At 65.7% G+C, this 15758-nt stretch carries 28 protein-coding genes; 11 read left to right on the forward strand and 17 right to left on the reverse strand.

Features of this window, described 5'->3' with window-relative positions:
- Positions 1-16 precede the first annotated feature (16 nt).
- The 16 genes from FHS28_RS06640 to FHS28_RS06715 form a co-directional block, all read right to left on the reverse strand.
- Complete coding sequence (locus tag FHS28_RS06640) at positions 17-181, reverse strand: hypothetical protein (RefSeq protein ID WP_184294310.1); 165 nt, start codon at positions 179-181, stop codon at positions 17-19.
- Entirely contained in the window at positions 178-855 is a 678-nt protein-coding gene (locus FHS28_RS06645) for a recombination protein NinG (protein WP_310736751.1), read from the reverse strand. The genes FHS28_RS06640 and FHS28_RS06645 overlap by 4 nt, the downstream gene beginning before the upstream one ends.
- A complete protein-coding gene (locus tag FHS28_RS06650) occupies positions 852-1034 on the reverse strand; it encodes a hypothetical protein (RefSeq protein WP_088449851.1) in 183 nt (60 codons plus the stop codon). The genes FHS28_RS06645 and FHS28_RS06650 overlap by 4 nt, the downstream gene beginning before the upstream one ends.
- Positions 1034-1546 (reverse strand): recombination protein NinB, encoded by a 513-nt coding sequence (locus FHS28_RS06655; RefSeq protein WP_088449852.1) that lies wholly within the window; start codon positions 1544-1546, stop codon positions 1034-1036. Before FHS28_RS06655 ends, FHS28_RS06650 begins: the two co-directional genes overlap by 1 nt.
- Entirely contained in the window at positions 1543-2214 is a 672-nt protein-coding gene (locus tag FHS28_RS06660) for a hypothetical protein (RefSeq protein WP_184294312.1), read from the reverse strand. The genes FHS28_RS06655 and FHS28_RS06660 overlap by 4 nt, the downstream gene beginning before the upstream one ends.
- Positions 2198-2404, reverse strand: coding sequence for a hypothetical protein (locus tag FHS28_RS06665; protein WP_088449854.1), 207 nt, complete (start codon positions 2402-2404; stop codon positions 2198-2200). The genes FHS28_RS06660 and FHS28_RS06665 overlap by 17 nt, the downstream gene beginning before the upstream one ends.
- Complete coding sequence (locus tag FHS28_RS06670) at positions 2401-3441, reverse strand: hypothetical protein (protein ID WP_088449855.1); 1041 nt, start codon at positions 3439-3441, stop codon at positions 2401-2403. The genes FHS28_RS06665 and FHS28_RS06670 overlap by 4 nt, the downstream gene beginning before the upstream one ends.
- Positions 3442-3491: 50 nt before the next feature.
- Positions 3492-3785, reverse strand: coding sequence for a hypothetical protein (locus FHS28_RS06675; protein WP_088449856.1), 294 nt, complete (start codon positions 3783-3785; stop codon positions 3492-3494).
- Between the two features lie 298 nt (positions 3786-4083).
- Entirely contained in the window at positions 4084-4293 is a 210-nt protein-coding gene (locus FHS28_RS06680) for a hypothetical protein (protein ID WP_088449858.1), read from the reverse strand.
- The gene (locus FHS28_RS06685; protein ID WP_088449859.1) at positions 4290-5027 is read right to left on the reverse strand and encodes a hypothetical protein; all 738 of its coding nucleotides are present in this window, start codon (positions 5025-5027) and stop codon (positions 4290-4292) included. Before FHS28_RS06685 ends, FHS28_RS06680 begins: the two co-directional genes overlap by 4 nt.
- Complete coding sequence (locus FHS28_RS06690) at positions 5024-5302, reverse strand: hypothetical protein (RefSeq protein ID WP_088449860.1); 279 nt, start codon at positions 5300-5302, stop codon at positions 5024-5026. Before FHS28_RS06690 ends, FHS28_RS06685 begins: the two co-directional genes overlap by 4 nt.
- Positions 5299-7317, reverse strand: coding sequence for a DNA cytosine methyltransferase (locus FHS28_RS06695; RefSeq protein ID WP_088449861.1), 2019 nt, complete (start codon positions 7315-7317; stop codon positions 5299-5301). Before FHS28_RS06695 ends, FHS28_RS06690 begins: the two co-directional genes overlap by 4 nt.
- A 154-nt stretch (positions 7318-7471) precedes the next feature.
- Entirely contained in the window at positions 7472-7744 is a 273-nt protein-coding gene (locus FHS28_RS06700; protein WP_088449862.1) for a LexA family protein, read from the reverse strand.
- Positions 7741-8940 carry a recombination-associated protein RdgC gene (locus tag FHS28_RS06705; RefSeq protein ID WP_088449863.1) on the reverse strand — a complete coding sequence of 400 codons (1200 nt, stop codon included), beginning with the start codon at positions 8938-8940 and terminating at the stop codon, positions 7741-7743. Before FHS28_RS06705 ends, FHS28_RS06700 begins: the two co-directional genes overlap by 4 nt.
- Before the next feature lies 1 nt (position 8941).
- Entirely contained in the window at positions 8942-9226 is a 285-nt protein-coding gene (locus FHS28_RS06710) for a hypothetical protein (RefSeq protein ID WP_088449864.1), read from the reverse strand.
- A gap of 20 nt (positions 9227-9246) precedes the next feature.
- On the reverse strand, positions 9247-9630 hold the full coding sequence (locus tag FHS28_RS06715) for a hypothetical protein (protein WP_184294314.1): 384 nt from the start codon (positions 9628-9630) through the stop codon (positions 9247-9249).
- Positions 9631-9784: 154 nt separating this feature from the next.
- On the opposite strand from FHS28_RS06715, the gene FHS28_RS06720 reads away from it, so the two are divergent.
- Complete coding sequence (locus tag FHS28_RS06720) at positions 9785-9943, forward strand: hypothetical protein (RefSeq protein ID WP_184294316.1); 159 nt, start codon at positions 9785-9787, stop codon at positions 9941-9943.
- An 11-nt stretch (positions 9944-9954) separates the two neighbouring features.
- Here the strand turns inward: FHS28_RS06720 and FHS28_RS06725 are convergent, their stop codons facing one another.
- On the reverse strand, positions 9955-10227 hold the full coding sequence (locus FHS28_RS06725) for a helix-turn-helix domain-containing protein (protein ID WP_088449866.1): 273 nt from the start codon (positions 10225-10227) through the stop codon (positions 9955-9957).
- A 175-nt stretch (positions 10228-10402) separates the two neighbouring features.
- Between FHS28_RS06725 and FHS28_RS06730 the strand changes: the two genes are divergently transcribed.
- The 10 genes from FHS28_RS06730 to FHS28_RS06770 all read left to right on the forward strand — a co-directional run bounded on the left by FHS28_RS06730 (position 10403) and on the right by FHS28_RS06770 (position 15702).
- Positions 10403-11005: a hypothetical protein gene (locus tag FHS28_RS06730; protein WP_184294318.1), complete on the forward strand. Its 603-nt coding sequence runs from the start codon at positions 10403-10405 to the stop codon at positions 11003-11005.
- Complete coding sequence (locus tag FHS28_RS06735) at positions 11002-11256, forward strand: hypothetical protein (RefSeq protein WP_088449868.1); 255 nt, start codon at positions 11002-11004, stop codon at positions 11254-11256. Before FHS28_RS06730 ends, FHS28_RS06735 begins: the two co-directional genes overlap by 4 nt.
- 146 nt (positions 11257-11402) lie before the next feature.
- Complete coding sequence (locus tag FHS28_RS06740) at positions 11403-11741, forward strand: hypothetical protein (RefSeq protein ID WP_088449869.1); 339 nt, start codon at positions 11403-11405, stop codon at positions 11739-11741.
- Positions 11738-11992: a hypothetical protein gene (locus tag FHS28_RS06745; protein WP_088449870.1), complete on the forward strand. Its 255-nt coding sequence runs from the start codon at positions 11738-11740 to the stop codon at positions 11990-11992. Before FHS28_RS06740 ends, FHS28_RS06745 begins: the two co-directional genes overlap by 4 nt.
- Complete coding sequence (locus tag FHS28_RS24435; RefSeq protein ID WP_259373051.1) at positions 11989-12111, forward strand: hypothetical protein; 123 nt, start codon at positions 11989-11991, stop codon at positions 12109-12111. The genes FHS28_RS06745 and FHS28_RS24435 overlap by 4 nt, the downstream gene beginning before the upstream one ends.
- A 78-nt stretch (positions 12112-12189) precedes the next feature.
- Positions 12190-13029, forward strand: a complete 840-nt coding sequence (locus FHS28_RS06750; RefSeq protein ID WP_088449871.1) for an ERF family protein — start codon at positions 12190-12192, stop codon at positions 13027-13029.
- Positions 13022-13897: a hypothetical protein gene (locus FHS28_RS06755; protein WP_088449872.1), complete on the forward strand. Its 876-nt coding sequence runs from the start codon at positions 13022-13024 to the stop codon at positions 13895-13897. The genes FHS28_RS06750 and FHS28_RS06755 overlap by 8 nt, the downstream gene beginning before the upstream one ends.
- 10 nt (positions 13898-13907) lie before the next feature.
- Complete coding sequence (locus FHS28_RS06760) at positions 13908-15275, forward strand: coiled-coil domain-containing protein (protein WP_088449873.1); 1368 nt, start codon at positions 13908-13910, stop codon at positions 15273-15275.
- Positions 15272-15538 (forward strand): hypothetical protein, encoded by a 267-nt coding sequence (locus tag FHS28_RS06765; RefSeq protein ID WP_088449874.1) that lies wholly within the window; start codon positions 15272-15274, stop codon positions 15536-15538. The genes FHS28_RS06760 and FHS28_RS06765 overlap by 4 nt, the downstream gene beginning before the upstream one ends.
- Positions 15535-15702 carry a hypothetical protein gene (locus FHS28_RS06770; protein WP_184294320.1) on the forward strand — a complete coding sequence of 56 codons (168 nt, stop codon included), beginning with the start codon at positions 15535-15537 and terminating at the stop codon, positions 15700-15702. The genes FHS28_RS06765 and FHS28_RS06770 overlap by 4 nt, the downstream gene beginning before the upstream one ends.
- Positions 15703-15758: the final 56 nt, after the last annotated feature.

Below are 15758 nucleotides of genomic sequence, written 5' to 3' on the forward strand. Positions count from 1 at the left end.
GCATGGAGCGGGCATGCTACGGAGAGGCGTGAAAATCACGGACGTAGTCGCGTAGGTCCCTCCCCACCTTGGCCGCACCCATGCAGAGGATCGTGGCCAGCCCTATGACCGTCACGGCCAGGATGAACAGTCCTCCCAGGGTCGCCAGGGCGGCCAGGCCCAGCCAGCCACGGGGCGTCATGCGGCCTCCTGCATGCTGGGATCGTTGGCGGCGCCTTTCTCTAGCGCCCTCGCCTTCAGCCGGTAGGTGTCGCGGACCTGGCGCAGTTGCTCGCGGGTCCACTTGGTGCTCCCGTTGTTGCACTCCAGCGCCTCCACGCGCCCGGCGCCAATCCGTGCGATCAGGCCCAGCCGGTAGTCCACCGCCATCCCGGCGCCCCACTGGTTGCACTTCACGCATTGGGCATGGCAGTTGTCTTCGTGGAATCGCAGGTGATCGGCGCTTCCGGTGCTGCGGTAGTGGCCAGCGTCGCGGCCGGCGTGGAGCTTGGTGAGGTCCGGCGGCGGGGCTCCGCAGGAGATGCAGGGGCGCCCGGCATCGCGCAGGCGCACCCACCGGTTGAACGCGGCCTGGGCCTCCTTCTTCAGCTGCGGGACGGTCTTCAGGTCCTCCAGCTGCGCGCGGGTTTGCCTGCGGTCCTCAAGCGCTGCCCGCGCCGCGGCCTTTTCATTGGCCAGGCGGCCCAGCACGGCCGCGCAGTCGGGCCCGCAGGCCTTGTGCGTCATGGACCGGCGCACGAAACGGTTCTGGCAGCCGGGCGCCTTGCACTTCACCGGCTTCTTCCCGGGCTGCTGGCCAGCCTCAGGCGGCTTGGCCTTGAATGGGGTCCGCTTCATGGGGGCGCTTCGCTTCATCGGTTCCACCCCGCTTCGGTCTCTGTCGCCTCGTAGTCGGCCACCCAGTCCACCGCCTCAGTGAGGTTCTGGCGCTGGACCTGATCCATCGACTTCACGCTCTTCTGCACCTCGCCGGCCTGGCAGCCCAGCAGGCCGGCGGCCAGGCGGGTGCGCTGCTGCTTCTCGGTCTCGGCCATCAGGCGGCCTCCCTCTGCGCCGCGCTGGCGTCGTTGGCGGCCTCCTGCCGGCCCAGGCTCTGCGGCTTCCACTTCACACCCCGCTCATCCCCGTAGGAGTGGCAGAGGTTCAGGAAGATCCCGGCCAGCTCGCGGGTGAGTGGCTTGGTGCTGAGGGCGATCAGGTGCAGGCCGTCGCCATCCATGTCGGGCAGCAACACCGGGTCGATGGCCTTCCACTCCTCCATGAACTGCGGGTCATGCCGGGTATGCTCATACAGCGTGGCCAGCATGAAGCGCTTCCAGACGATCGGCTGCCGCTTCTCGCCCCCCAGCTCCAGCTGGTCGGCCAGGTCCTGCAGGGCCGAGTTGTAGGTGTTCTGCTGGGAGCGGGTCTGGGGGAAGTAGGCCACCACGGCCATGCCCTCCAGGCGAGCTCGCATCAGAGACGACATCTGCCGCCAGAACTGCAGCATCTTGTCCTTGCCCTCGGCGATGTTGGGCATGTAGCCCCAAACAAAGTGCATGCTCATGCGGCCTCCTTGATCTGCGCGTCGTTCGCCGGCGCAGCAGTCATTCGGATCAGCTCGATCTGCTGCATGCGACGTGCGCGTGCAGCTTGGTTTTTCCTCCCGAGCTCCTTCGTGTCGATTGGCTTGGGGCGCGCAGCGCTCGGCCCGTTGCCAAAGACGTAGAGCGCCGTGGGCGGTCCTCCGTAGAGGGTCGGAAGCCAGCCTGAGACCCTGGCAAGACCGATCTCGGTCATGTGGTTGATCAGGCCGCAGGTAATCGAGAGAGAAATCCCGGTCTCTTTCGCGATGTCGCCCTTGGATGCAGGCTCAACGATCGCCCTGATCAGCGACTTTGCGGCAATGGCCGTGGCATTGATCGAGTTGTGAGCCTTGCCAGATGGACGCGGTGAGTCTGTGGGGTGCGGTTCATCGGGATCCCCGCCATATCCAAACACAGGCTGCTTTGCGCTCCAGCCATTGTCGTGGTCAGTCCACGCGGAGACGCGCAACAAGCCGACCGCGCGCAGGCTGCGAATGATCGCAGCGCCGCGACTGCGCGTCACTCCGAGAAACTCCGTCACCTGGCCAAGGGTCGCCGGGCTGCGGCGAACCCTGGCAATCAGGCTGAGATAACCCTTGATGCCGACCCTCTGGCCGGACAATTTTTTCTGGTTAGGCTGCTTTTCCAAAGCGATGCTCCTCAAGTTCGATCTGGCTCAGGGGTTTGACGATGGCGATCTCGGATGTCCCGTCCTCGCCTTTGACGCATAGGCGGTCGTGGGGCTTGCCGACGACCATGACGCCGCTCTGGTGGTAGTTGGCGCAGTCCTCGCGGATCTGGCACCAGCCACCCATGCAGGGATGCAGGATCGTGCTCACGCTGCTTCTCCTTCGGTCACAGACGGCTCATTGGCCGCCTGGTGGTTGCTGGTCTTGTCCAGGCGCTTGCGGATCGCCTGGAGGGCTTCTGCGGCCGCTGGCGGGGGTGGCGTAGGGACGTGGGCAGATTGCTCAGCCAGATGGGCCTGCGTGGCCTCCACGGCCGTGCTGGGAACGGTCAGGGGCTTCTTGCGCTCGCCGGTGATCCGCTGGGCGATGCCGGTGGCGAATGCGCGGCAGTCCGCCGGGGCCTGGGTCTTGATGGCCTCCCGCATGGCCTCAGCAGCGACTTCGGACCCGTGGTCCTTGGCGAAAGCGTTCAGGAAGGACTTGGCCTCACCCACGCTGACGCCGTTGTCGGTGAGCCAGTTCCCGGAGTCCTGCCACAGCCGCCGGCGGGCCAGGGCCTTGGCCTCATCCTCGAAGGACTTATCCACAGAAGCCGTCGCGTCAGCGTCGGCCGAACCGATAGGTTCGGAATATCTATTCCCTTTACTTCCCTTCTCTTCTCTTCCCTTCCCTTGCGATCCCGACGGGATAACGTCGGGAGTCCCGGTGGGATCTGGGTCGGATGAAGTCGGGACTGCCGAATGCTTCCGCTTCATGAGGGCGCGGGAGTGAGGATTGAGCGCCTTCAGCAGCGCCTTGGCCCCGATGATTTGGGCTTCCAAGGGTGCAGAGTCGAAGGTGCCGCCCCAGCGTTTCGCATTGCCGTTGCCGCTGCTGATCGTGCGCCCCAGCTTGTCGATCCAGCACTCCAGTGCCTTCTCGCACACGACGGGGTGATAGAGCCGGCCGTCGTCGCACTTCACAAATCCGCGCAGCGCGCCGTCCCGAACCTTGGTCCATGCCTTGTCGATCTTGCCGCGCAGACCGTAGCCGGCCTGCTTCGCAATCCAGCTGTCGGTGTCCGGGATGGACCCGGCCGGCACCTGGTGCCACGACGCGCACCACAGCAGGAAAGCCGCCCAGCAGGCCTCCGGCGTCTCGTCAGACGCGAGGCTGGAATCACGAACCCGGACCACGTCGACCAACATGGACGGGTAGTCCTGGAGGTCGCAGTCAGGGGGTGTCAGAGGTGTTCTGCTCACGTCAGTGCAAGCTCCAGCTGCTGGGCCACCAGGCGCAGGGCCTCCACAGGCCGGCCAGATTCCGGGCACAGCTTCTCCCCCACAACCTCAATGAGGCCCTTCTCGATAAGGGCGTGCACCCGGCCGCAGACAGGGCCAGAGCGGAAGCCGGTGAGGACCTCCAGCTGCCGGCGGGTGTAGAGCTGGCCCACTGCCATTGCGTGCAGCACCTTGCGCTCGCTGGCGCTGAGGTCGGCCTGGGCTATTTCGTAGTAGGCGCGGATGCTGGTTTCTGCGGTGTCGCGCTTCATGCATGCTCCCGGTAAAGTGGCGGTTCCCACGACATGGAGAGGCTGATGGGTTCGCCAATGGACGAGCACCGAAAGATGCTCAAGACTGCTGAGGACTCTTTCGAGAGGTACTCACGGATGGCTGAAGAGGCCAAAGCGGAGAATGAAGCTCTGGTCAAGTCGCATCTCGCTGGAAATGGACCGGGCCCGACAATGAGCCAGCTCCGCAACGAAGAAGACCTAGTCGCCCTCGCGAATCGCCTCAGAAATACCGTCGCGCACCTGCGCCGCGTGCAAGGGGACGAACCGGACACCCCCATCACACCCTCCTCCCCGCCCTGATGGCGTTTCCCTTGTCCCGGCCTGCCTGCTTCTGGCTCTCAGTGAGCGTGGGTGCCGGCGATGGGCCGTGACGGTCCACCTTCGCCTGGTTGAGCGCCGCAAGCTTGCGGCTGGTGGACGCGTAGCCGCGTTCGCGCGCGGTCAGGCCGGCCATCACCGGCACATAGTCAGGGCTGAACGCGTTCACGCGGCCTCCGCGAAAATGTCGTCTTGAATGGGTGCACGGCGCCAGACTGCGGCGCTGCTGTGGTGTTCGATGCGCTCCGCAATCACCGCTGCGCGCTGCGATGCAGTCGGCGCCGGGTACATGCCGAACCGGTCGAGACTGCCGCAGTTCACAGCTGCGTTGGTGCTGTCGGCCGACGACAGCGGTAGCTGGGTGAAGATGGCGGGATCCAGCATGCGTAGGCCGTGAAGGCGCGCCGCCGGGCGACCGCCGTCGTCGCAAATTGCGTCCATGGCTACGGTCATACGCTGCCACCATTCGCTTGTTCCCGGGGCGGCCCATCGACCGGACGATCCGAGCGCGACGGTCCTGTAATCGGCGCAGAGGCGTGCCAGACGCTCGACCGACTCGTGCATGTGCCAGACCGGAACGCCCGGCAAGTGCATCGGCCAATCACGCAGCAATGCGTCGTTTTCCGCCTCGGATGCTTCGATCACATCAGGGATCAACGCCCAGTCGAAACCCGGATGCTTGTGCCACTCATCCGTCCATCGGACGTAGCCGTCCACGTCAAGCTTCTCGCCTCGCTTCCAGACGCTGAAGGCGCCGTTGTCGAAGCAGAATGACTGGCAGGCCTCGGCAACAATGGCCATGTCATCTCGACGCGGCCAAGGCACCAAGGCATGGCGGCCGATCAGGAACCTGGCCGCATCCTGGCGCGATCCACCGATGGGTGTGCCGTGGTAGTGAATCATCGAGACACCTCGCTTGGCTTGACGATGGCCTGCAGTGCCGGCCGTGTCGTCTCGATCTCAACACCGTGGTGAGTGGCAGTCAGCGTTTGGGCGCCTCCCAGCGACTGCAGCAACTGGTCCGCGATCTCTTCGTGATAACCCCGCGTGATCGCAGCGGTAGCCGCGAGGATGTCCTCCACCTTGATCAGTTGACCGGTGACGATCTCCAGGTGGTACTGAATCCGGATACCGTTGTTTGGGCAGTCGGCGAAGAACGTGGTGCGGTAGCGGTTCATGCGGCCTCCCGGTAGATCTCGCGCTCGTGGCGGAAGTTGGCTTCCACCAGGGCCCGCGCCTGAGGCGGGCTGACGCTGTTGCCGCACATGCGGACCTGCGCCGTGGCGGTGAGCGGGATCCGCGGCACCTGCAGCGGGTTCGCCGCCTGGACGCCGTCCACGAACAGCTTCTCCGGGTCGGGGATCTCCTCGATCACGTAGTCCGCCGGGAAGCCCTGGGCATTGAACAGCTCGCGAGGCTTGAGCATGCGGAGGGTGATGTCCACCAGGACCCACCACTGGCCGCGCTGGTGCACCATCACCATCTCCGCCGGCTCCGCGAAGTGCTCAGGCAGGTACTTGTGCAGCAAGTCGGCGCACTGGCGGGCACGCTCGGCATGCTCCGGCGCCAGGCTGGCGGCCGGGACCTGCATGGTCTGCACCAGTCCCATGCGGCCCTTGGTCGGGATCGTGTGCATCGGGTCGTCCAGATCCTGCCACTGGCCGCCGTTGCTGTAGTACTTCACTGCATAGGCGGTGATCAGGCGCTGGTTGCTGCCGGCGGCGGTGATCGTGCTGAGCGGCTCATTGGCGGCGCGGCCGTCACCGACGTAGAAGCCGCCGTTCGCCTGCTCCAAGCATGCCGCCACCAGCGCACTCGTCGCGCCGCTTGCGGTAACGGTGTTGAGCGGAACCTGCAGGTCGCGGACGCCGTGGCTGAAGCGCTTCGTACCGCATTTGCCTTCGCCGTGGCCCATGTCCACCAGATGGGCCAGTGAGACGTACTGCTTCACGCCACCTGCCACGACGGTGCCCAGCGGCTGCTCAACGTCCTGGGTGCGCGCGTCCTGCCCCTTCCGCTCCCCATAACCGACCGTCACCAGATTGGCTGCGGCAAGGCCGTGGTGAGTTCCGCCAGCGGAGATGGTGGACAGGGGCAATTCCACGCTGTGGCCGCCCATGTGACCCTCGCTGGTCCCACGCATGGGGGCCAGGGCCGGTGCAACGACGGTGAAGTGACCGCCCTTCACCTGCGCGCATGCAGTGCGTAGCGGCTCATTGGCGGCGGCGGTGCGCCCTTCGGCGGGCCGCGACTGGTCGCCGATGAACGGCGCCAGCACCGGCGTCGCGAGGCAGGAGTCAGCCTTCGATGTGACGGTCTGCGCCGGCTGGTGAATGCTCCGCTCCGGCGACTGCCCCATTCGCCCCCCTACCCCCACGATGAATGGGGATGCACTGGTGAGCACGTGGCGCCACAGGCCTTTCGCCACCCGGCGCTGGGTGTTCTCGGCCAGGTCCTTCTTCCGGCCAAAGATGCTCAGGGCCGGAAGACTGAAGTCGATGCAGTCGGCGGCGGTGCGCCAAGCCTGCCGGCGCCCGGCCTGCACCTCAGCGGAGGTAGGCTTGCCGAACTGGTGATCCGGGAACTGGATCGGAAGGCCGTCGCGACGCGCCACCAGGAAGAGGCGCTTGCGGATCGTCGGGGCACCGTCGTCGCAGGCCCGCAGCTCGCGCCACTCGACTGCATACCCGTGCTGCCGCAGCTGGCGAACGAACGATTCGAAGGTCTTGCCCTTCTTGGCCGGGTCCGGCCGGGCAGTTCCGTCAGCCTCAATGATCAGCGGGCCCCAATCCTGGAACTCCTCGACGTTCTCCAGCATCAGCACGCGCGGCTTCGTCAGCGCCACCCAGCGCATGCCGACCCAGGCCAGGCCGCGGATATGCTTCGCCACTGGCGTGCCGCCCTTGGCCTTGCTGAAGTGCTTGCAGTCGGGGCTGAGCCACACCAGGGCGACCGGCTGGTTCTTCGTGACCTTGACCGGGTTCACGTCCCACACCGACTCGCACAGGTGCAGTGTGTGCGGGTGGTTGATGGCGTGCATCGCCAGCGCCTCGGGATCGTGATTGATCGCGATGTCAACCGGCCGGCCGAAGGCCTGCTCCAGGCCAGTGGAGGTTCCGCCGCCGCCGGCGAAGTTGTCGATGATCAGCTCGCGGCCCAGGTCCAGCGGCATCGTGAAGGCGTCTCGCTTCATGCGGGCTTGCCTCCCAGCGGGCGAGCGAAGTGGGCGCAAGGCGGCGACCAGGTCACCATCTTGGGCGCGGGTGTGTTGGCCGGCGCGGGGGCCGGTGCTGGCGCCGGGACAGGGAAGCGGAATGGGTCCGCCGGCTCGCGTGGGGTCGGGATGCTCATACGGTCTCCAGGTCGAAAATCGCGCGGGCCTTGTTGGCTCCGATGCGGATGGCGCCCTTGCGCTCAAGGGCCTTGAGGTGGTCGGTGACTGCGTTCGGGGAGGCCCAGCCGAAGTGCTGCTGGATCTCCGCCTGCGTCGGCGGCATCTGGTTGCGTCGGCGGTACTCGCGGACGAACTCCAGAACCCTGGATTGCGTGGCCGTCAGCAAGATGGCCTTCGGCATGACGCCCTGCGCTACCAGGTGCTCCCGGTTGAAGGGCGAGGTCATTGGGTTGGCTCCACCTGCTCCACCGCGGCGGCAAGCATCTCGATGGCGGCGAAGCCGTCCAGTCGGTCGTCATCGATGATCTTCAGCGCCGCATCCACGATGGACTTCGCGTGGGCCTTGGCGGTCAGCACGAGCACGGCGCCCAACGTCAGCATGCGAGGCTTGAAGTTCTCTCCCAAGAGCGTCTTGGCGGCATCGCGTGCCTCGTAGAGCTTCGCAGCGGTGCGCACCTGCTTCTCGGTCGCGGCAGGCGTTGCGGCGGACGGCGCGTGCGCGGCAGCCACCTTCTTGGACTGGCCGATGAAGTCCAGTTCACCGCCCAGCGCCTCGATCAGCGCGGGGATCAGCTGGGACAGTTCACCAGTGGCCAGGGCCGCATCTGCGTCGAAGGCTTCGTCCTTCGCTGGCTTGTCCCGACCGTCGAAGACCACGTCCAGAAACTTGATGCCCTTGACCTGCAGGGTGTCGGTGAGCGTGAAGGAGATCCGCTCCTTCCAGGTCATGGCCAGGCGGGTCGGCATCTTGCCGCTCACCAGGTGGGCCTTCACGTCGTCGCGGTCCAACGGATGCCGACCGTACTTCACGACCGACTTCATGTCGTTGTGAGCCTTCAGTTCGCAGTCGCGGTCGATCACGAAGTCCTTTGGCGGAACTCCGTCCATAAGCCAGGCGCCCATGCAGGCCGCCGGCGACTCGGCCGACTGCAGCAGGTGCAGGCTCAGCGACGGGTCCGCCTTGATCAGCAGTGTGACCAGGTCGTCCGCCTTGCCGATGCTGGCCGCATCGACCATCAGCAGGCGCTGGGCCGGAAAGATCCACACCGCGAGGTGAGATTGGGTGGTGAAGGCCCGCGGCAGCAGCTCCAGCGTCACCTGCTCGGCCACGTCTTTCGCCTGCTTCTTCCCCGGCCGGCGGCCGGTCTCGTCCTCGATCTGGTCCAGCCGCTCCTCGGTGTGCTCACGCACCACGCTCGACGGAAGAATCCTCTTCTCCACGCGCAGGGTCAGCAGCCAGTGGCCGTCCACCACCTCCAGCAGCGGAGCGCCCTGCTCTCCCCGCGGCGGCACCCAGCCGGCGGACAGGGCCTGAGTGGGGCCGCAGGGCTGGAAGCGCTCTTGCTCAAGCGAGTTCAGGAACAGGTCAGCATTCGGCGACCAGTCGGAGCCGATGCGATAGATGATCAGTTGCTTCAGCATGTCAGGCCTCCATGGCTGCGTGTTGCTCTTGGACCGCGTCCATCAGCACGCCGGTGTCCATGCCGAATGCCTCCGCCGCAGCCTTGAGCACTGCAGCTGCAGGCGCACCGTCCAGACCGAGCGCGTGCAGGTAGGCGGTGACAGCGGACTGCGTAATTACCTGCTCGATCGTCTCGGCGCTGTGGCCGAACTCCGATGCGGTGGTCTGGATCGCGTGGAGGCGCGGCTCGCTCTTCAGCAGCTCGCGATAGCGCGCCGTGATCTGGCGCCGGGAATAGATGGACATGGTTCCTCCCTCTCGGGGGTTCAGTCGTTGGTGACGGGCTTCAACCGGCGGGGCCGGCGCTGCCGCTTGGGGCGTAGCTCGAAGCCAAGTTCATCGGCAAGCTTTTGGATGGGGCCGACGTGGCCAGTCGTGAGGCAGAAACGGGCGAACCGCCCCAGCTGCTCGGCGCCGACGCTGTTGAGCCATTTCGACATGTAGCCCTTGCTGACCCCGATCGCCTTGGCGATCTTCTGGTCCGTGCGCGGGTCATTGCGCATCGCTTCCGTCAGGCAGCGCGTGAGATCGAAGGCTTCGATCTGGCGCTGATCCAGCTGCTCCAGGTCGAATTCGGTTTCCTCAGGTTGCGCTGGGTTTGCTCCGGTATCCACCGGTTTCCTCCACTTGGAGGAGAGACTTGCTCCCATCTTTGAGCTCCCACTCAGGTTGAAAAACTACTTCGAGGCCTATGGCCTCGCAGGGACACCCGGACCGATCCGCCCCTGACCCAGAGTGGGAGGAGACGGAGCCCGAGGCATCACGGCCGGATGGCCCTGCCAAGTCACAGACGAAAGGAATGCGATGAACGAGAAGCGGATGTCACAGACCCAGCGAGATCTCGCGTGGGCCCAAGTCGCGTGGCGCGAGACGCTGCGGCGCTGTCTGCGCTCGCTCGCGCAGCAGCTGGAGACCGACGCCCTGGCCCTGCGTGCGGCGGAGCTGAAAGCGAAGTCGAAGTGAGACCGCATGGCTCAAATCGGCCCAGTGAGGCTGTTATCCCGGCCGCCGCAACGCCCGCTTTCGGCGATCTCTTCCGGTGGACGGGACTTAACCTTCACGACCCGGGGCGCTTTGACCTTCATCTCGTCAAGCGCCCGATTGATCTTGCCGACCGTGCGAAGGGTTGGACTGTTCGTGCCGCTGAGGATGCGCTCCAGGGTCTTCCGGGAAACATCCGCCCTACTAGCCAGCTCCGCGAGGTTGGCAGCGGCCAGTCGCGCAGTGAGTGAGGTAATCATGTCCATGGGCGCCGATTGTGGGACAAATTCGTCCAATTCATCAAGACAAATTTGGACAAATCCGACTTATCGTGTCGGGAATACTTCGGTTATGGACAAATCTGGCCGGAAGGCTCTTTCAGAGAACATCGCGCGAGCGATACGAGACTCCGGGTTGTCGAGGCTCGCCTGGTCGCAATCCTTGAAACTAGATGTGAAGGGAGTTGAGCGAGTCGAGAAGGACCTGCACGGGGACAAAGGTGTCGGTTTGAGCTACGTCGATCAGCTCGCCGCGCGTCTCAAGCTCGATCCTTGGCAGCTCCTCGTGCCTGGCCTCGACGTCACCCGGCCTCCGAAGTTAGCCGGCCCGGATAGCTCTGCTCCCGTTGCCGCCCCCCTAAGCTTGGGCGACGCTGCTCTCGTGATCGCCGGCGCCCTTCAGTCCCTGCCTGAAGCTGAACGCGAGCTTCTCTCCCACCACATTGCCCACTTGGCCAAGCACGGGCCATCGGCGAGACACGCGGCAGCAATCGACGCGATGGGGCCGGTGATGATCGATCTGAACTCGAATACCTCCGTTGGGGGTGGCTCATCCTATGAGCCATTACTGGATGCATCATCAGTATCCAGAGCCGAACAAAAGCAAGAGCACTCGGCTACCCATCACATGCAGCAGGAGGAAAGCAAATGGGATTCCACGACTCGGGAGCCGAAGCGGCTCGGCCAGACCACTACCTCGGAGGAACCGGTGGAGGTCTACCCAGGGAGAAGGAAGCCACAGCCAAGGCGCAAGGAGGGAACATGAACGTTGAACGGCCATTTCGGCTGGTTCAGTTCCCAAAGCAGTCCCACGACGTTGTGAAGTGCCTAAAGAAGCTGCTGGAGCGAGCCGAACGCGGCGAAATCATCGGGATCAGCTATGCCGCTATGGAGTCGAATCGAGAGTTCTTCTTTAGCTCGTGCGGCGAAGCTCACCGCAACCCAGCATTTGCTTCGGCCCTCGCCAGCACACTGTGGTACGGCACGATGAAGCGAGTCTTCAACGAAGATTCCTAAACGAGCATCTGCTCGGATAGAGGCCCGCCCTGCGCGGGTTTTTTTACGTCCATATCCGACTCGCCCTGTCGGAATTGGACAAATACGTCTTGCTTTGTTGGACAGGTTTGTCCAGAATGCCATCCATCGAATCACGGAGCGACGCGATGGAAGTCACCACCCTTCAAGACGAACTGGCCGCCGAGCGACGCACCCTGTCGATGCTCGGTCAGCTCGTGAATGAGCAGCACGGTCACTACGTGGAGTTGATGGCGCAGGCCGCCGCCGTTGTTTCCTTCACCGATCGATGCCGGATCCTGCAAAAGTCAGTGGAGGCCCGCCAGTACCGCGACAGCCTGCAGGGCCGCATGGACAAGCAGGATCGTGTGGTCCGCGCCATCGAGCACCGCATCGAAGAGCAGCGCATCAAGCGCGTCGCAGTCCTCGATCCGCTGATCCAGCTGCAGGAGATTGCCCCGGCCCCGGTCACCCCGGAGGCAGCATGAACGGCTACATCGCACTCGGCCTAGATCACCAGGGGCGCCGCCTCCCAACCATGGTCGCACGGCAGCTTCTGCGCGAGGACCGCGCTGGAGTCTGCGACACCTGCCCGGGAGAACTGGACCGCCCCGAGGCGGTCTATCAGGCAGAGCCTGGCGAGCCCGGCTACTGGCAGGTGATTGGCCGCATGGCTGGCGTGGGGCTCGCCGCCGTGGCCGCCCTCCATGTCGCGGGGCGCCTGGGGCTCTTGCCATGAGCGAGGACCTGGACCCCATTGCATCTGAAGCCCTGGGCCAGATCACCGAGATCGGCGGTCTGTTCCTGGCTGCACTTCTGATCGTCCTGGCGCTGGCAGCGCCGGCGGTATTGACCTGATCAACGGGGCGCCGCCGCGGCTTTGAAGCGCTGACGCGTGGAGCCAAGGCCGCCCCACCCTTTTCAACGGAGAGAGCAATGAATGCAATCGCGGAAGCGAGCCCCGCGCTCGAACTGCAACCGATGCCGGGCACACAGGTGCCAGCGCTCCAGCAGGCGGCACTGACGGTGCAGCCGCGGGCCGCCGTGACGCCGGCGGACCTGCTGCAGGTCGCCATGGAAACCGGCGACAAGGACATCGAGCGCCTCGAGCGCCTGATGCAGATGGACATCCGGTACCGGGAACTGCAGGAGAAGGACCGCCAGCGCGATGCCATGCTGGCGCACAAGCGTGACTTCGCGGCTTTCCGGGGCGAGAACATCATCGTGCCGAAGTCCAAGCGGGTGGACCGCGGTCGGGCCGGATCGTTCAATCAGGCGGAATTCGACGCTGTGTGCGGCCTCCTGTCACCGGCACTGTCCCGCCATGGCTTCGGCTTTCGCCATGACCAGCGCTTTGGCGCGAAGGACGGAGTTCCCTGGGTGTGGGTCACCTGCTTCTTGGAGCACAAGGACGGCCACGCAGAACAACTGGAGCTTGAGGCCCCGCCTGGGGATCTCAGCGCCAACACGCCGGTGCAGAACATGCAGGCCACCGCAAGCTACCTCAAGCGCGTGTCCCTGCTGGCCATCACCGGCACCGCCACGGGCGGTGAGGATGATGAAAGCGGCCTGCGGTTCGCTGGGGCCGGGGACGATGCCTCGCCGGAAGGAGACCCTACCCTGCGCGCTGGGGAAGAGGCCGCCGCAAAGGGGATGGTCGCCCTCACCGCCTGGTGGTCGAAGCTGGACAACCGGCAGCGCAGCGACTACGGCCAGGCCTTCACCGCGATGCGCAAGAAGGCCCGCGCCGCCGACGAGGAGGCCAATCATGGCTGACTACCTCTTCCGCTGCAGCAGCATCGGCATGCTCATGGGCGAGCCCAAGAGCATCGACAAGGCGCTGATCACCGATGACGTGCGCGCCATCCAGAAGAAGCGCGTGGACAAGCGCACCGAAGGCGAGATCCAGCTGCTGGAGCACCTGAAGGCGCAGACCCTGAGCGAGACCGCAAAGACCTACATCCGCGGCTTGGCGGCTCAAGAGATCTTCGGCGTGGACTTCGAGATCTCCGGCAAGGCCTTGGAAAAGGGCATTGAGGTGGAGCCTGATGGCATCGCCCTGTTCAACCGCGTGCGGGGGCTGGCCCTGACCAAGAACACCGAGCGTCGCAAGAGTCGGTTCTGGACTGGCGAGTGCGACCTGTTCCACGCGCCGGACCGCCGCGGCTTCGACCTGAAGTGCTCTTGGTCCATCCAGACCTTCCCGATCACCACAGAAGCCTGCGAGGACTCGATCTACGAGTACCAGATGCGCGGATACATGGCTCTGTGGGACGCCGACAGCTGGGAGGTGGTCTACGCGCTGGTCAACACCCCGGAGCGGCTGATCGGCTACGAGTCCCCTGCCCTGCACTTCGTGGACCACATCCCGCCCCACCAGCGGATCACCACCTGGTTGGTGACGCGGGACCCGAAGGTGGAGTCGGCGATGGAAGCAAAGGCGACGCAGGCCAGGGCCTACATGCAGCGGGTGATTGAGGAGTTCGACCGCACCCACGCCGACCCGGCCGAGATCGCAGCGATGGCCGCCGCAGGCCACCCGGCCCCGTGGGAAGAGCCGAAGGCGCCCACGGCCGCGCCGTCCACCCCCGCACGTGCGCCCAAGCCTGTGGCTGAAGCGCTCGCATCCCTTGACGACTTCTGAGGAGCATTCCATGAGCGAAACCATCGAAGTCGCGGACGAACTGATCGACCGCGCAGACATCAAGGACGGCAAGGCTGTCGTCCAGTTCAGCAAGACCGAGGCAGCCCTGGCCGAGCTGCGCCAGCGGCACGGCGGCGTGCAGTTCGACCTGACCACCACCGCCGGCGACAAGGCCGCCCGCGCCGCCCGCCTGGAGCTGGTAACGCTGCGTACCGACCTGGAGAAGAAGCGCCAAGCATTCAAGGCGCCGGTGCTGGAGATGGGCAAGGTCATTGACGCGCAGGCCAAGCGCATCACCGGCGAGATCCTGGAGCTGGAGCAGCCGATCGATGCTCAGATCAAGGCCGAGGAAGCCCGCAAGGAAGCCATCCGCGCCGAGAAGGCCCGCATCGAGGCAGAGCGCGTGGCCGCTCATCGTGCCGCTATCGAGAAGATCCGCGCATGCCTGACCCGGGCCCAGGGCCTGCCGTCCGAACGGGTGCGCAACGCTGTGGCTGCCGTGGAAGGAATCGAGATCGACCCGGCAGCATGGGAGGACTTCGCCGAGGAGGCTGCCACCGCCCGGACCGAGACCCTCACGTCCCTGAAGGTGCTGCTGGAGCAGACCGAAGCGAAGGAAGCGGAAGCGGAGCGCCAGCGCCAGGTCGCGGAAGAGCAGGCCCGTATTGCCCGCGAGCAGGCTGAGGCCGCCGAGCGCTTGGCGGAGCAGCAACGCCAGATCGCCGCGCAGCAGGCAGCCCTAGAAGCGGAGCGGCTGGCCAAGCAGCGCCTGGCCGACGAGTTCGCTGCCCGCGTCACCGGCCGCTTCGCCGAGTTCGACCGCCTGCTGACCTTCACCGAGCAGACCTCCTCCGCCACCATCAACGCCGCCCTGCTGCTGGCCAGCTCCAATGCCCCCAGCGTGGACACCTTTGGCGACCGGCTGGGCGAGGCCCAGAAGAAGCACGCCCTGGTGCTGGAACACCTGCAGGCGGCGCTGCCCGGCGCGCTGCGCCGCGAGGAAGCCGAAGAGACGGCGCGACTCGCCCGCGAAGCTGAAGCTCAGGCTGCACTGCAAGCGGCCGAAGCAGCAGCTGCAGCTGCAGCGGAGGCCACCGCCTCCCGCGCCGCCATCGTGCCGGTGGCCGAGGCGGTGACTCAGGTCCGCCAGCCCACCGCCACCCTGGTGGAAGAGCCGACCCTGCGCATCGCCGACATCAACGCCGCGATCAAGCCGTTCTCAATCGATGCCGCCGGCATGGCCTCGCTGGGCCTGCAGGGGACGAAGCGCGGCGCCGCGATGCTGTTCAAGCGGTCCGACCTGATCCGCCTGACCGACCTCGGCGCCGACCTGCTGCTGACGGCAGGGACTGCCGCCAGCCTGGAGAAGGCAGCATGAGCGCCACCATCGTCAGAGCCGTCCGCGCGGCCGCGAGCAGCGCCGGCGACGTCAGCGGCAACTGTGACGCGGCGGCCCACTACGCCGACCGCGGTGACTTCGAGCAGGCGGCCCGGGAGCTCGGATGGGCGGAGGAGAACCTGCGCTCCGCCACGCATCGCATTGCAGAAGCACGGGCCGCAGTCGCCAAGGCGACCGGGGTCAGCACCGAGACCGCCGAGCGCGACACGCGAACGAAGGACATGTTCGGGGGTGGCGCATGAAGATCCGCGTCACCGCCGTCTATGAGGTACCAGGCGATGCCACGCTGGACGAGGCGGAGGAATGGGCCATCTTCCACATGGGTGGGGCCAGTCTCAGCGCGGACAACCCGCTCGCCGGCGAAACGCTGCCTTACCCAGACCAACTGATGGTCGAGGAGGACTGATGGCCAGCCGCCGCTTCCGCCAGCGGGCTCATGCCCGCCCTTGGATCGATGCCAGA

Origin of the sequence: Roseateles terrae (assembly GCF_014192155.1) — a bacterium.
Lineage (GTDB): Bacteria > Pseudomonadota > Gammaproteobacteria > Burkholderiales > Burkholderiaceae_C > Roseateles > Roseateles terrae.